The sequence below is a fragment of the Falsochrobactrum ovis genome (genome assembly GCF_003259955.1).
Lineage (GTDB): Bacteria > Pseudomonadota > Alphaproteobacteria > Rhizobiales > Rhizobiaceae > Brucella > Brucella ovis_A.
This window is the reverse complement of sequence record NZ_QLMK01000008.1, coordinates 1-14,716: the sequence shown is the minus strand read 5'-3', so window position 1 is coordinate 14,716 and position 14,716 is coordinate 1. Positions and strand designations below refer to the sequence as shown.

Genomic DNA, 14,716 nt, shown 5'->3' with positions numbered 1-14,716 from the left:
CGAACGGTACGGTTAGAGCCAAAGAAACTGTCGAAGACGCGCTTACAATGCCACGCAAACCCGCTACCAACCGACTTTCTGCAACAGCTGATAGTCGGATCCTAGCTCCCAAAACGCTGCCTTAGCGCCCGGTCGGATAAATCCATAAAGCTCATCTTGCCCGATTAAACCGGCAGGAATGGCTGAAGCCATCCTCAAAGCCCTTGCGGGCGGAATTCCCAACACTTTTATAAGTCGACTAACCGCTTGCGGAAGCGTCAGGTCCGCGCCGGCCAATGTCCCGTCCTCTAGCGTCAATCTTCCGTCTTGTCGAATGACTTTGCGGCCATGCAGCTCCATTTCGGTTAGGTCAGTGCCTGCAAAAGACATACAGTCTGTAACAAGAAAAATTTTGTCATCCCGTGCGGCCAAGGCAATTTTCATCATCGCATCATTGACGTGCACCCCATCGGCGATCAGTCCTGCTGCTGCTGAACCGCTGAGCACAGCGCCCACTAGCCCAGGACTGCGATGGCCCATTTGGCTCATCGCATTAAATAAATGGGTCGCACAAACCGCGCCTGCGGCAAAAGCTTCTTCCGCCTCATAATAGCTGCAGTCACTATGACCCAAACTAACAATAGCACCAGCCGCGCTTAACATCGAAATTTGCTCCAGACTGGCCGCTTCTGGTGCCAGAGTTACCATCAAAACCGGTAATTGCCGTGCCGCATCACAGAGTAGTTGCAAGTCGTCTTCATTCATCGGACGGATGAGAGCGGCATCATGAACACCTTTACGGCGTGGGTCTAAATGGGGCCCTTCCAAATGCAGCCCAAGAAAACCTGGCACCTGAGTTTTGGCTGCCAAAATGCCTGCATGAACGAGTGCAGCAGTTGCCTCTGGCGTGTCGGTTATCAATGTCGGCAAAACGCCAACCGTGCCAAGTGCCTGATGCGCCGCACAAATTCTGCGCAAACCTTCAACCGTCGTTGCGCCGTTGACCATATAGCCCCCGCCGCCATTGACTTGAAGGTCTATAAAGGCAGGGACCAATAGACCAGTAATATTAATGTCGGGCTTACGAGCATTAGACACGGGAACAACGGCCTCTACTCTCCCCTCATTGATGAGAATGGCCCGGTCAGACAAAAATTCTTCGCCATTAAAAATATGTTTGGCTGCAATAACCTGCTGCACTATTCTTTCCTTTGTCTGGTCCTTGCTGTTGTCGGAGCCTCATTATTGTCCCGACCTTTTGCCCGAAATGGCTTGCCCAGCTTTCAAACTGTTTCTGTAACCTTATGAAGATGCGGCGGCATATCCGGGTTATATCCTCTGCGGCGGGCGAGAATTTCAACCATTCTGTAAAATGAAACCGCCAAAATGATGGGCTGCATAAGAGGGTGAACCGTAGCAATTGAGGGCAAAGTTACAACGCCTGGCACCTCTGCGCCGGTAAGAAAAACGTCGGCCCCCTGTTCAAACAAACGTCTGACGGTGGCTATCATCTGTGGCAGTGCTTCATCCTGAACGCCAAGGGTAATGACCGGAAAGCCCGCGGCGACAATAGCCGAAGGGCCGTGGAGAACCTCCGCAGCGCTGAATGCCTCGGCATGTAACCCGCAGGTTTCCTTCAACTTTAACGCCGCCTCACAAGCAATGGCAAAGGCCGGCCCCCGCCCTAGCAGATAGGCCGATTGCGCTTTTGAAAGCCGCTCGACCAGCGGCGACCAATCCTGAGCAAGAGCGGCCTCAAATGCAGAAGGTAAAGCTTCCACCGCAGCCATAAGTTCGGGATCGTCTCGCCAATAAGCCAGCAGCGCCAAACCCGCAACAACACTGGTGACAAATGTTTTTGTAGCGGCAACGCTTTGTTCCGTCCCTGCTTGTAATGGAAAGCAAAAATCAGAAGCCAGTGCCAGCGGACTATCGGCTAAATTGGAAATTGCCAAGGTTCGAGCACCGCTTTCTTTCGCTGAGCGCATCATTTCGACAATATCCGGGCTGCGCCCGGATTGCGAAATTCCGATGCACAATGCCGAGCCAAGTCGCAGACTGCGCTTATAAATTGAAGCGATTGACGGTCCAATCGAGGCTACTGGAAGTCCTTTTTCCAGTTCAATCGCATATTTGAGATAGGTTGCAGCGTGGTCTGAAGACCCGCGAGCCACGGTCACAACGAGATTGAAACCGCTATTTTTTAGCGCTTTGGCTGCGGCATGCAATGCTTGACGATTTTCAGACAGAAATTTCGTAGTAACGGCTGGAATTTCCGCCACTTCGCACGCCATATGGCTTTGGGTCATTCGGCAATCCTTCCAGTTGGATAAGCTTTAACTCCACCGCAAAATCATATGCATTTCCACGATAAACCAGATCACGCCACAAAAATCATGCAGACGATGCCCGCTTTCGTTTCAACTTTTGCTCCCGGAAGAAGATAAATAGTCCGGACGCAACAATGAAGATCGCACCAATAATCACGTTGAGTGTCGGAATTTCGTCAAAGAAAATCCACCCAAATACCACCGCCCAAAACAGCAGCGTATATTGCAATGGAGCGACTGTGGCGGCATCAGAAATCTTTAACGCCCGGTTTACCAGCATATGCGCACCCGTTGCCACTATTCCTAGCAACAGCATCAAAACCAGCTCGAAACTTGAGGCAAGGGGTGCCCAATCGAAAGGAGCAAATATCAGCCCCGCCACAAGCGCTCCTAATAGCTGAAAAAAGGCAAGCGTTCTATCAGGGGTACCGCGCAACTGGCGACCAGAAATCATCATGAATGCAAAAGCCATTGTACCAGCAACGGATATTAAGGCAGGCGCGGTAAACATGGTGCTTGATGGATTGAGCGCAATTATCACTCCGACAAAGCCCACAAAAATGGCAAGCCACCGTCGCCAACCGACCTTTTCACCAAGCAGAAAGGGTGAAGCTGCCGCAACATAGATCGGCGCTGCAAGCCAATAAGTCATCACATCTGCTAGAGGCAGATACATTACAGCATAATAAAATGCGAATACCTCAAACGTTGAGAAAAATACGCGCGCAAATTGCAGGCCAGGTTTTTCAGCGGAAAATATGGGTGTCAATCCAGCCCGCCAGATGAAGGGCGCTAAAATACAAAGCGCAGCAATACTACGGATTAAAACAACCTGTCCCACACCGTAACTTGCAACCAGCCATTTCCCCATCACATCGTTCATGGAAAACATCAGCATGCCAAGAAGCATTATGGCTGGGCCAGACAATGCCAGGCCTGTGTAAGCACCAACTGGTTTTGTATTATTTAACATGGAGTTCCTGGGGAATAATTAGAAAGAAGAGATCCGCGCCAGCCTAATAACTATACGCATTACTGCTTTGCTTGGTTTCTCTTTGAGTTTCAACTGATATTATTTTGATGAAGACAAAGAGCCGATTTTCAAACTGCTAAAGGTGGCCCGACCCCGCATAGCCGATGCTCACATGGTTCTGCCTTTTGCCAGATGACGGTCAGATAAATGCAGCAAACCTTTCTGAAGCAGAATAAAGGAAAGCAGCAATATGCCGATGACAATTTTTGTCCACCAGCTCGATAGGCTACCGTCAAAAACGATGTAGGTTTGGATTAAACCCATGGTTAAAACGCCAACGAAAGTGCCGAACATATAGCCAGCGCCGCCAGTCAGCAATGTGCCACCAATAACCACAGCCGCAATGGCTGTGAGTTCGGTTCCCACGGTCGCCAGTGAATAACCTGAACCCGTGTAAATTGAAAAGACAATGCCCGCCAACCCTGCCATTGCACCGGAAAAGGCATAAACTAAAACCGTCGTTTTTCCCTGTTGTACACCCATTAGCCGTGCGGTGGCCTCACCGCCACCCAAGGCATAAACACTGGCACCAAAACGAGTTTTATGTGCAATCAACATGCCAATGGCAAAAATCACCAGCATCGTTACGGCGATCAGGGTCAACCTACCGCGACCCGGCATCAACCAATAAGCACTTTGAAGCGTCTGATAAAACGGGGCATGAATGGGCACTGAATCGATCGAGATAAGATAGGCCATGCCACGCGCAAAAAACATGCCAGCAAGAGTGACAATAAAGGCGGGCATTGCCAAAGCATAGATTATCCACCCCATAGCGGCGCCAAAAGCTGTTGTGAGGCACAACAGCATCGCAAACACTAACAGCGGGTGGATTGAAGTATCTCGCAGCATTACCGCGATAAACACCCCCGAAAAAGCAATGACTGATCCGACAGAAAGATCGATCCCACCCGAGATAATAACCAATGTCATACCGACGGCAACGATACCTAAATAGGCATTATCGGTGAGCAAATTGGCGATAACGCGTGTAGAAAGCATGGCTGGAAACTGCATCCAGCAAATGGCATAGGCCACTATGAAAATGGCAATCGTGACATAGAGTGGCAGTGCGCGGATATTCATAGTTTCCTCCCCTGACGCGCAAGCTCCATGCGCCAGAATTGCCACTCGGTCGCAAGGCGGGGCGATTGCACAACCAGAATAATCAAGACCAAAACAGCCTTGATAACGAGGTTGTATTCAGATGGGAAACCGATCAGCCGAACGCCTATTGAGATAGCTGAAATAATTAGCGCGCCCAATACGGATGCAATAATGGAAAAACGCCCCCCAAGTAACGAATTACCACCAATGACAACCGCGAGGATCGCATCCAGCTCAAGCCAGAGGCCAGCATTATTGGCATCGGCCCCACGAATATCGGCAGCAACAATCATCCCGGCCAAGGCAGCACAAACCCCCGCGCAGATATAGACCGAAATAAGCAACACGGTAGCGTTTACGCCCGCCAAGGCGCTGGCGCGCCGGTTAATACCGACAGATTCTATTAAAAGCCCAAGAGCGGTCTTGCGCAACACAAACGCCACCGCAACCGCCATGATCAGCCATATCCATATTGGCACCGGCAATCCCAAAAATATACCAGAGCCAATCCAAGAAAAAGCCGGATCATTAAATGTCAGAATACGGCCTTCAGTAATTAATTGCGCAATGCCCCGGCCCATCGTCATCAAAATAAGCGTGGCGACAAAAGGCTGTACACCAATCAGCGCTACAAGGGCGCCATTCCATAAACCGGCTAAAACACCGGCTAGCAAAGCTAGCCCGACCGCGGCGCCAATCCCCCATCCGGCGGAAATTGCGAATGCAGCCACAGCGCCACAAATTGCCATGGTAGCACCAACGGAAAGATCTATGCCCCGCGTCGCGATAACCAAAGTCATGCCAATAGCCAGTAAAGCTACCGGGGCGCTCCGTTTCATCACGTCCACTACTGGCCCGACCAACCTGCCGTCATGAAAAGACATGGAAAGAAAGCTGGGATAAAAAACACTAATCAGGGCAACAAGTGCCGCCAGTGCGATGAGTTGTGGTGCAATACGCCTAAGCAGCTGAATCACGCGGCCTCCTTTGCAATTCCGGCAATTGCACGCATGATTGAGCCACTAGAAATTTCTTCGCCGACCAGCTCAGCTACGTGCTGACGATCACGTAAAACAATGATGCGGTTTGAAACAGCAATCAGTTCATCAAGCTCAGAAGAAATCACCAGCAATGACATTCCTTGCTCAACAAGCTGATGAATAAGCTGGATAATCTCTGCATGCGCACCAACATCAATGCCCCGCGTCGGCTCATCCAGAATGAGAAAGCGTGGGTTCATTGCCAGCCAACGTGCGAGCACAGCTTTTTGCTGGTTGCCGCCTGATAATTCACCAATCGCTTTTTCTCGGCCTGAAGTGCGGATATCAAGCCGCTTGATATATTCATCGGCAATGCGATTTTGCTCTGAACGTGAAACCGGACGCATCCAGCCACGCCGTGCTTGAAGCCCCAAAATGATATTTTCCCGAATGGATAGATCGGACACTATCCCATCGGTCTTGCGATCCTCTGGAGCAAAACCAAAGCCTTGCCCGATGGCTGCGCGAGGAGACGATAAATCAAGTCGTCCGGTTTCGTCATAGGCCTCCCCACTCGTCGGCTTTGTCAAACCAAACAGTAATTCAGCACTTTCTGTCCGCCCAGAACCAAGCAGTCCGGCCAGACCAACGACCTCGCCCTTACCGACGGACAAATCAAATGGCTCAACGACTGCGCGGCGGCTAAACTTTTTAAAATTCAGCATTGGCTTTGGCGCCTCGCGTGCGGGCGGCCTCGTATGAATTGCATCCTCCGTTAATTCCCGGCCCAGCATATGCTCGATAAGTCGCATCCGATTTAAGGTAGCAGTTTCTTCGGTAATTATATTTCGACCATTGCGCAACACCGTAACACGGTCTGTCAGATCAAAGACCTGATCTAAAAAATGTGAAACAAAAACAATTCCTAAGCCGCGATCGCGAAGTTGGCGTACGACACTGAACACCATTTCCACTTCGCGCGCGTCAAGACTAGCGGTCGGCTCGTCGAGTATGAGTACTTTGCCAGAGAGCATGACCGCGCGTGCAATTGCTACAATCTGGCGGATCGCAACAGAATAGCTGCCAAGGTCGCGTTTTACATCGAGCTCTAACCCATAGGGCCGCAGCATTTCTTCCGCCTGCGCATTCATGGCGCCGGAATTGATAAAACCAAAACGTCGCGGCTCCTGGCCAAACAACAGATTTTGCGCAACGGTTAGATTTTCAAGAAGATTGACTTCCTGATACACCGTGCCAATGCCTAAGCTTTGCGCTTCGAGCGTGGAGTGTGGAGAAATTTTTTGCCCATCGAGTGAAATCGTGCCTTCATCTCGGCGATATGCGCCGGTCAGGCATTTGATAAGGGTCGATTTACCCGCGCCATTTTCGCCTAACAAAGCATGGACTTCCCCAGCGCGCAGGTCAAAATCCACATTATCAAGCGCAAGCGTGCCCGGAAATGATTTGGATAGGGAGCGGATAGATAAAAGCATCTTGACCTTTCGCGGCGAACAGCATGGTTCAGCAGTCCGTTAAGAAATTTATCAATCGGTTTCCAAGAAACCAGTCGACCAAATTATGCGTAACTTTGTTAGATGCAGGCAGCGAAGGCAGGCCGACATCGTCGCCCTGCCTTCCCCATTAGCGTGGACTAATAGCCCAGGCCCTTACGCTTTTCATATTCTTCCGCAGGATTGTCATCCTTGGTGTAGAGCTTGGATTCCGTCTGAATGAATTTTTCAGGCTCCGTACCATCCTTCCAATAGGCTTCTAACGCATCAAAGGCCGGACCCGCCATATTCGGTGTCAGTTCAACCGTCGCGTTAGCTTCCCCTTCAGCAATGGCCTTGAAAATATCCGGAACGCCATCGATTGAAACGATAAGGATATCTTCACCGGGCTTCAGGCCTGCTTCTTTGATAGCCTGAATCGCGCCCACAGCCATATCATCATTATGGGCGTAAAGTGCGCAGATGTCTTTTCCGCCATTTTCAGCTTGCAAGAAGCTTTCCATTACTTCCTTGCCGAGAGCACGCGTAAAATCGCCGGTTTGACTGCGGACAATTTCAATATTTGCATGGTCTTTAATGGCGTTTTCAAAGCCTTTCTTACGGTCAATCGCCGGGCTCGATCCAGTGGTCCCCTGAAGCTCAACCACACGACAATCCTTGTCACCCACTGTATCAACCAGCCATTTTCCGGCTACTTCGCCTTCGTGGACAAGGTTTGATCCAACAGCTGTCAAATAAAGCGACGGATCACTGTCAACCATACGGTCCAGAAGCACCACCGGGATCTCTGCCTCTTGTGCTTCCTTCAAAATGGAATCCCAACCCGTTTCGACCACCGGGGCGATCAGAATGGCGTCGACATCTTGCGCAATGAAAGTACGCAATGCAGCTATCTGATTTTCCTGCCGCTGCTGCGCATCAGAAAAACGAAGGTCATAGCCACGCTCTTCCGCCTGATTGCGCGTTAGTGTGGTTTCCGCGGCTCGCCAGCCGGATTCGGACCCGATTTGCGAAAAGCCGATCGTGCGGCTTTCGGCATTGGCGGCAGAAGTAAATGCCGCAGCACTCATCATAAGTGCAGCAACTGTTGCAAGAATAGTTTTCGTTCTCATGATATTTCCTCCCCTGTCAGATGCGAAATGCCCGCCTTGAGCGAAGTCCGCAAATGAGCGTTAACAATTCATAAGTTTTTCTTCACTGTTCCCATCAAAAGCAGCCTTCAATTTAATCAATAAGCTGTCTAAGATTTTTATATTTCAACTGAGGTTGGACCAACTTCCAACCTCAGACATTTCCCTTTAAGTTTTGTTTTCTCTTGCTCCTCGCGATGTAATGCCAGCAATTTTGCCTGGCAGAATTAAACCTAAAACGAAAAAGGATCGACCGTTACTCGACGCCCCATTGTGAATGCGTCCGCAACCAATACCATGGGCGACAAATCAACGTCGCTTTTTCCCTCAGTCACAAGCTTGGCCATGTGAGCGTAGAGTGCTGGATATTCACCCATTATGGTATTCTCACCGGCGACAGCTTGGCCGTTCGTCTCCAGAATATTGCCCCCCATTCTGAGTGCGAGATCACCACCATCGGTTGAAAGTTCAATATCCCAAGTTTGCTCACCTTCCTGACGAAAGTCAAAATCCGCGCGGATATTGCTTGTCAAAGATAAACGCGCAGCGATCGGAGCATCGCGATTGGCGGGAAAATCGAGTTCAGCCGAGGTAAGATGGACCGGTTGCGGCAATATTTCCGTGAGAATTGAAAGCGCATTGATACCAGGGTCAAAAACGCCCATTCCGCCCGGTTCAAATATCCAGTCCTGACCGGGATGCCATTTGCGCACATCTTCGCGCCAGATAATACGACCTGAATGGACCTTGCGATCTTTGAGCCACTCTTTTGCTAAAGCGACAGCCTGAGCTTCGCGTGAATGCCATGAAGCAAACAGTGTAACGCCGGCTTTTTTCGCCAATGATTCAAGAGCATGCACCTCCGCCAATGTCGCGCCTGGGGGCTTCTCCAGCATCACATGACGGCCAGCTTTTAGTGCCGCTTCTGCCACCGCATAGCGTGGAACCGGTGGCAAACATAGTGAAATAACAGATATATCCGGACGTGCCACAAGCATGTCTTCGATATTTGAAAACCAATCAACACCATCGAGTTCCGCCGGTTCACTGCGAGAAACCGTGGCCCCCAGCTCCCAATCAGAGCTGGCGCTTATGGCTGGCAAATGCTGATCTCTCGCAATTTTTCCGATACCGACCAGTGCAAGCTTCATGGCTGGCTGTCCTTTTTTATCAATGTTAGAGGGCAACCTATGCGCATATCAATATCCCTGTCTAAATTGGTACATAAAGCTGAAAGATGTGCACTGAATAGTTTAATCTCAGGGAGAAACAATTCACGCCCCCTTCTTTTTATTATAAACATCGAAGAATACCGCAGCGAGCAAAACAAGCCCTTTAATGACTTGCTGATAATCAATGCCGATGCCGATAATCGACATTCCGTTATTCATCACTCCCATGATGAATGCACCGGTTACGGCACCAATAACCCGGCCCACGCCGCCCGACATAGATGCGCCACCGATAAAGACGGCGGCGATTACATCAAGCTCCACGCCAAAACCTGCTTTGGGTGTTGCTGTGTTGAGCCGTGCTGCGAATATTAATCCCGCAAGGGCTGCAAGAAAACCCATATTGACGAAGGTCAGAAAGGTGAGCCGCTCTGTGCGTATGCCTGAAAGTTTTGCTGCTTTAGCATTGCCCCCAACCGCATAAATGCGACGACCTATAGTGGTGCGCTCGGTCATGAAAACATAGATGACACTTAACACGACCATTGAGACCAAAACGTTGGGCAGACCGCGAAACCATGCGAGTTTCCATGTTACAAACAAAATAGCAGCCGCAACGATTGCATTGCGTACGTAAAAGAGCCCAACCGGTTCGTCCTCAATACCATAACGTGCATTGTGAGCACGGCCACGAAGGCCCAGCCACAAGATCAGAATGACCGCAACAACTCCAGCCGCGATTGCGGTGACATTGGGTTTGCCGACCAGAAACAAGTCAGAGATAAAACCGGTCGAAAGTGCTTGGAAATCCCGGGGAAACGGTCCGACGGATTGTCCTTCAAGCAGCCATAAGGACATGCCACGAAAAACCAACATTCCGGCCAATGTGACAATAAAAGAAGGAATACTCCAATAAGCGACAAAATAACCCTGTACCGCCCCGATCAGCATGCCGCAAAGAAGGCAGATAACGATTACCGCCCAGACAGGCATATTGAGCGAGACCATCAGAACTGCGGCCAAGGCTCCAATAAAACCCATCACCGAGCCGACTGAAAGGTCGATATGCCCGGCCACGATGACCAGCAGCATACCCAGCGCCATGATGATAATGAAACTGTTTTGCAGAAACAGATTGGTAATATTTACAGGTCGTAAAAGTGTCCCGCCCGTAACGATCTGGAAAAAGACCATAATGGCAATAAGCGCCATCAATAGCCCATACTCACGAATATGGTGTATGAGATAGGTTTTGACCGATGTTTTTCCCGATACAGTTCTCGAACCCATATCGTCGGTGTTTTGTGGAGTTATATTTAACGGTTCGCTGTTCATGCTTGTTCCTGCTCTTTGACGATCAGCGACATGATGCGCTCTTGCGATGCCTCGGCTCGGGACAGCTCGCCTACAAAGCGTCCTTCGTTCATGACATAAATGCGATCGCACATTCCAAGCAGTTCGGGCATTTCAGACGAGATGATGATCACCGCCTTACCCGCCGTGCTCAGATCATTGATAATTCCGTAAATTTCGTATTTCGCGCCTACGTCAATGCCACGCGTTGGCTCATCAAGGATCAAGACTTCCGGATTAGTGAACAACCACTTTGAAAGCACTACTTTTTGCTGGTTGCCGCCGGAAAGATTCATCGCTCGCTGAAAAACCGAAGGGGTGCGAATTCGCATCGCCTTTTTATATTTCTCAGCTACGGACGTTTCCTCTCTCTCATTGATAACCCCCCAAGAAGCCACGCCAACCAGATTGGCCAGGGTCGTGTTGCACCGCACTGTTTCATCTAAAACCAGCCCTAGACTCTTGCGGTCCTCGGTGACATAGGCAATCCCTGCATCAATCGCTCGCGGCACGTCAGACACATCAGCGGGTTTGCCGTGAATAAACACTTCACCGGAAATATTCCGCCCCCATGAACGGCCGAAGATCGACATAGCGAGCTCGGTTCGACCAGACCCCATAAGGCCCGCAATCCCAACCACTTCACCCGCCCTGACGTTCAGCGATACATCTCGAATGACCTGACGGTCGGCGTGTTCGGGATGCCAAACGTTCCAGTTGCGCACTTCTAAAACGTTTTCATCTGCCCGATAATCGCGTTCTGGGTAACGATTTTCCATAGTGCGCCCAACCATATCGCGCACAATGCGATCTTCCGTGATTGCTTCCTTATTCACGTGGAGCGTTGAAATGCTTGCACCATCTCGTATGACTGTAATCGTATCAGCAACCCGACGCACTTCATTGAGCTTGTGACTGATAATAATTGACGTCACGCCCCGCGATTTAAGTTCTAGCAAGAGGTTTAGTAAAACTTCGCTGTCTTTCTCGGAAAGAGCAGCCGTGGGCTCGTCTAGGATCAAGAGGCGAACATTTTTGGATAATGCTTTTGCAATTTCCACTAATTGTTGCTTACCAACCCCAAGAGATTCAACTTTCGTTCCGGGAGCTTCGTTTAAACCTACTTTCCGAAGCAACCCTTCAGCCTCGCGGAAGGTTTCGGCCCAATTAATAATGCCAGCTTCTGCCCGTTCATTTCCTAAGAAAATATTCTCGGCAATAGATAGTAACGGTACCAGCGCCAGTTCCTGGTGAATGATTATGATGCCACGTTCTTCACTGTCGCGGATTGAGCGAAATTGTGTGACTTCGCCATCATAAATGACCTCACCTTCATAGCTGTCTGAAGGATAAACTCCGGACAGAACTTTCATCAAAGTCGACTTGCCCGCACCATTTTCACCGCAAATTGCGTGAATTTCACCTTCCTGGACCGTGAGATTAACACGGTCCAGTGCCTTTACCCCGGGAAAGGTCTTGGTGATCGAGCGCATTTCCAGAAGAGCGGTCATCAGACTCTCTTATTATTTCGCTTCTGGAAACTGATCAGCGGTATAATAACCAGAATCGATCAGTGCTTCTTTCCAGTTCGACTTGTCGACAGAAACCGGCTTTAGCAGATAGGATGGCACAATCTTCACACCATTATCGTAGGTTTTGGTGTCGTTGATTTCTGGCTCTGATCCCTTCAGCAATGCATCAACCATGCCAACCGTTACACGAGCCAATTCGCGCGTATCCTTGAACACGGTTGAATATTGTTCGCCCGCCAGAATGGACTTGATAGAGGGAACTTCCGCATCCTGTCCGGTGACGATAGGCATAGGCAAATCGCCTGAACCATAGCCAACTCCCTTCAATGAAGAGAGAATACCAATCGACAGACCATCATAGGGCGAGAGAACGCCATGGACCTGCTGATCAGTGTAATTGGCTGATAGAATATTATCCATTCGTGCCTGTGCCGCCGCTCCGTCCCAGCGCAACGTGCCGACCTTATCCATCCCCATTTGGCCCGAAACGATTACGATATCGCCGGCGTCAATCAGGGGCTGCAAAACCGACATTGCGCCATCATAGAAGAAATAGGCGTTGTTATCATCCGGGCTGCCGCCAAAAAGTTCGACATTCCAGGGTTTCTGGTCGCCAAAACGCTCTTTCAATCCGGCAAGAAGGCTTTCTGCCTGCAAAACACCGACCTGAAAATTATCAAAGGTGGCGTAATAATCGATATTATCGCTTTCCCGGATGAGGCGATCATAGGCAACGACTTTAATGTCGGCCGCCGCAGCATTTTCCAACGCATTTGACAATGTCGTGCCGTCAATCGATGCGATGACCAGAACATCAACACCCTTGGTGATCATATTTTCGATTTGGGAAAGCTGGTTGGGAATGTCATCCTCAGCATATTGGAGATCGGTGTCGTAGCCCGCTTCCTGGAATTGCTGGACCATCGAATTTCCATCAGAAATCCAGCGCGCCGAAGATTTGGTCGGCATGGAAATTCCCACCGTCTCCGCTAAAGCACCAGAGCCTATAAAAGATGTACTTATTGCCAGTGCCAAAAGCGCAGTTCTTATTCTCATATTTTCCTCCCCCAAAACATAGAATCAAATTATGCCGTCGCGTCCTCCATGGCGCTCGACAAAACTCTAGCAATGGTTTTACATGCACGTAAAATTACATATTAAACGTTCTCCATATCGGAAATGTTATGTCTAATTTTACTAATGCACTTCTAAAGCCCACCCAGCTTCGTCTGCTGCATGAGATTGCCGCTCACGGCCAACTGCAACTGGCCGCTATGGCTATTTCCGTTAGTCAGCCTGCCGCTTCACGTATGTTGGCTGACATTGAAAAACAGTTGGGAACTCCGTTGTTTCACCGCTTACCGGTGGGGATGGAGCCGACCGATGCTGGCCGTATCGTTTTACGCCGCACTAATGGTGTGCTTCGTGAAATGCAAAGCATTATCACCGATGTGGCCGAATTGCGGGCGGGAAAGGCGGGCTCGGTCAGTGTAGGCGCGGTTACGGGACCAGCGGTGAGCTATCTTGTGTCTGCCATTCATGAGGTCAAACGCATCGCGCCCAGTGCAGAAATAACCGCAGATGTCATGCCCTCTCGCGAGTTATTGCAGAACCTTGTCGAAGGAAAGATGGATTTCGTGCTGGCGCGTGTGTTGCCCGATTTTGACGGTCGGGAATTTGATATCATGCCGATGCGCGATGAGAAAATTGCTTTTCTGGTGCGTGACTGCCACCCTCTTACGCGCGCTTCATCGGTTTCGCTGGCCGATCTTTCCAATTATGAGTGGATTCTCCAGCAACGTGGCTCCCCTATTCGCGAGGCCACTATCACGGCGTTTGCCAATGCCAGTCTGCCGGAGCCAGACAATATAATCAACAGCCCGTCAATGTTGATGAGCATCGCTTATTTGGCGCAAAGCGACGCTATTGCGCCCATGGCCGAAGAAGTGGCTGCATTGCTTGTTCGGCCTCCGGTCAGTGCGGGTTTTGTTAAACTGGATGTGCCGCTTGATATCCGTGTGGCACCCTACTTCTTGCTTAATCTACGTCGTCGACCTCTATCGCCATTGGCTGCCCGGTTGCGCGAAAAACTTATGCTTGTTTATGAATCAACCGCCGCGCATCTCGTCCCTCCTGTGACCGATGACGCGTTAAACGTGACGGTTGCGCTTAGCGAATAGTCCGCATATATGTTGCGGTGAGCGAAAATGTTCATGCGCCGTGACTGCAGCATCCACCCACAAACCCGACGCTATTCTTGGTTTATGAAAGCGTTTCGCACGCCTATGCCCTGCCCATGATTCCTGCCCTCTATGTAACGAGAACAGTAATCGAGCGCCCACATCGCGCTCGTCGAGCTTAGTTAAACTGTCCGCGATAACCGGCTGCCGGGCCTCCTGCCATCAATGCACGTTCTCGCTGACCTAGGCTCAGGACTCATTGCTCATAGCCAGAAGATAACGGTTGCGGCGAGAGCGATGGCAGAGAAGAAGGTCATAGGGCACCTGTCGTAGCGCGTAGCGACACGTCGCCAGTCTTTTAGACGCCCGAACATGATCTCGATCCGGTTGCGCCGTTTGTAGCGGCGCT

13 protein-coding genes are annotated in these 14,716 nt (G+C 50.3%); 1 reads left to right on the top strand and 12 read right to left on the bottom strand.

The genetic code is table 11. From position 1 onward, the window contains the following. Nucleotides 1-63: 63 nt before the first annotated feature. The 11 genes from nagA to chvE all read right to left on the bottom strand — a co-directional run bounded on the left by nagA (nucleotide 64) and on the right by chvE (nucleotide 13,183). Entirely contained in the window at nucleotides 64-1,179 is a 1,116-nt protein-coding gene (gene nagA / locus C7374_RS10395; RefSeq protein WP_210205113.1) for an N-acetylglucosamine-6-phosphate deacetylase, read from the bottom strand. Between the two features lie 83 nt (nucleotides 1,180-1,262). Continuing rightward, the gene (locus C7374_RS10390; RefSeq protein WP_111575561.1) at nucleotides 1,263-2,288 is read right to left on the bottom strand and encodes an SIS domain-containing protein; all 1,026 of its coding nucleotides are present in this window, start codon (nucleotides 2,286-2,288) and stop codon (nucleotides 1,263-1,265) included. An 85-nt stretch (nucleotides 2,289-2,373) separates the two neighbouring features. After that, complete coding sequence (locus C7374_RS10385; RefSeq protein WP_210205112.1) at nucleotides 2,374-3,282, bottom strand: DMT family transporter; 909 nt, start codon at nucleotides 3,280-3,282, stop codon at nucleotides 2,374-2,376. 168 nt (nucleotides 3,283-3,450) lie between these two features. Continuing rightward, the gene (yjfF, locus tag C7374_RS10380) at nucleotides 3,451-4,428 is read right to left on the bottom strand and encodes a galactofuranose ABC transporter, permease protein YjfF (protein ID WP_111575560.1); all 978 of its coding nucleotides are present in this window, start codon (nucleotides 4,426-4,428) and stop codon (nucleotides 3,451-3,453) included. Continuing rightward, nucleotides 4,425-5,426: an ABC transporter permease gene (locus tag C7374_RS10375; RefSeq protein ID WP_170130240.1), complete on the bottom strand. Its 1,002-nt coding sequence runs from the start codon at nucleotides 5,424-5,426 to the stop codon at nucleotides 4,425-4,427. Before C7374_RS10375 ends, yjfF begins: the two co-directional genes overlap by 4 nt. Beyond that, a complete protein-coding gene (locus tag C7374_RS10370; RefSeq protein WP_111575559.1) occupies nucleotides 5,423-6,922 on the bottom strand; it encodes a sugar ABC transporter ATP-binding protein in 1,500 nt (499 codons plus the stop codon). Before C7374_RS10370 ends, C7374_RS10375 begins: the two co-directional genes overlap by 4 nt. A 158-nt stretch (nucleotides 6,923-7,080) precedes the next feature. Further along, complete coding sequence (gene ytfQ / locus C7374_RS10365; RefSeq protein ID WP_111575558.1) at nucleotides 7,081-8,052, bottom strand: galactofuranose ABC transporter, galactofuranose-binding protein YtfQ; 972 nt, start codon at nucleotides 8,050-8,052, stop codon at nucleotides 7,081-7,083. Between the two features lie 251 nt (nucleotides 8,053-8,303). Beyond that, nucleotides 8,304-9,221, bottom strand: a complete 918-nt coding sequence (locus tag C7374_RS10360) for a Gfo/Idh/MocA family protein (RefSeq protein ID WP_111575557.1) — start codon at nucleotides 9,219-9,221, stop codon at nucleotides 8,304-8,306. A 123-nt stretch (nucleotides 9,222-9,344) separates the two neighbouring features. Continuing rightward, on the bottom strand, nucleotides 9,345-10,556 hold the full coding sequence (mmsB, locus tag C7374_RS10355) for a multiple monosaccharide ABC transporter permease (protein WP_374850458.1): 1,212 nt from the start codon (nucleotides 10,554-10,556) through the stop codon (nucleotides 9,345-9,347). A gap of 17 nt (nucleotides 10,557-10,573) precedes the next feature. After that, entirely contained in the window at nucleotides 10,574-12,106 is a 1,533-nt protein-coding gene (gene mmsA / locus C7374_RS10350; RefSeq protein ID WP_111575556.1) for a multiple monosaccharide ABC transporter ATP-binding protein, read from the bottom strand. Between the two features lie 12 nt (nucleotides 12,107-12,118). Further along, complete coding sequence (gene chvE / locus C7374_RS10345; protein WP_111575555.1) at nucleotides 12,119-13,183, bottom strand: multiple monosaccharide ABC transporter substrate-binding protein; 1,065 nt, start codon at nucleotides 13,181-13,183, stop codon at nucleotides 12,119-12,121. Nucleotides 13,184-13,311: 128 nt separating this feature from the next. Between chvE and C7374_RS10340 the strand changes: the two genes are divergently transcribed. After that, a complete protein-coding gene (locus C7374_RS10340) occupies nucleotides 13,312-14,307 on the top strand; it encodes a LysR family transcriptional regulator (RefSeq protein WP_111575554.1) in 996 nt (331 codons plus the stop codon). A 263-nt stretch (nucleotides 14,308-14,570) separates the two neighbouring features. Here C7374_RS10340 and C7374_RS10335 read toward each other — a convergent pair. Then, nucleotides 14,571-14,716 (bottom strand): transposase (locus C7374_RS10335; RefSeq protein WP_146612710.1); only part of this gene is annotated, 146 nt, incomplete at its 5' end.

Coding starts and splice junctions, on each gene's coding strand:
- C7374_RS10390 (WP_111575561.1), bottom strand. CDS start 2,288: ATGACCCAAAGCCATATGGCGTGCGAAGTGGCGGAAATTCCAGCCGTT.
- C7374_RS10385 (WP_210205112.1), bottom strand. CDS start 3,282: ATGTTAAATAATACAAAACCAGTTGGTGCTTACACAGGCCTGGCATTG.
- yjfF (WP_111575560.1), bottom strand. CDS start 4,428: ATGAATATCCGCGCACTGCCACTCTATGTCACGATTGCCATTTTCATA.
- C7374_RS10370 (WP_111575559.1), bottom strand. CDS start 6,922: ATGCTTTTATCTATCCGCTCCCTATCCAAATCATTTCCGGGCACGCTT.
- ytfQ (WP_111575558.1), bottom strand. CDS start 8,052: ATGAGAACGAAAACTATTCTTGCAACAGTTGCTGCACTTATGATGAGT.
- C7374_RS10360 (WP_111575557.1), bottom strand. CDS start 9,221: ATGAAGCTTGCACTGGTCGGTATCGGAAAAATTGCGAGAGATCAGCAT.
- mmsA (WP_111575556.1), bottom strand. CDS start 12,106: ATGACCGCTCTTCTGGAAATGCGCTCGATCACCAAGACCTTTCCCGGG.
- chvE (WP_111575555.1), bottom strand. CDS start 13,183: ATGAGAATAAGAACTGCGCTTTTGGCACTGGCAATAAGTACATCTTTT.
- C7374_RS10340 (WP_111575554.1), top strand. CDS start 13,312: ATGTCTAATTTTACTAATGCACTTCTAAAGCCCACCCAGCTTCGTCTG.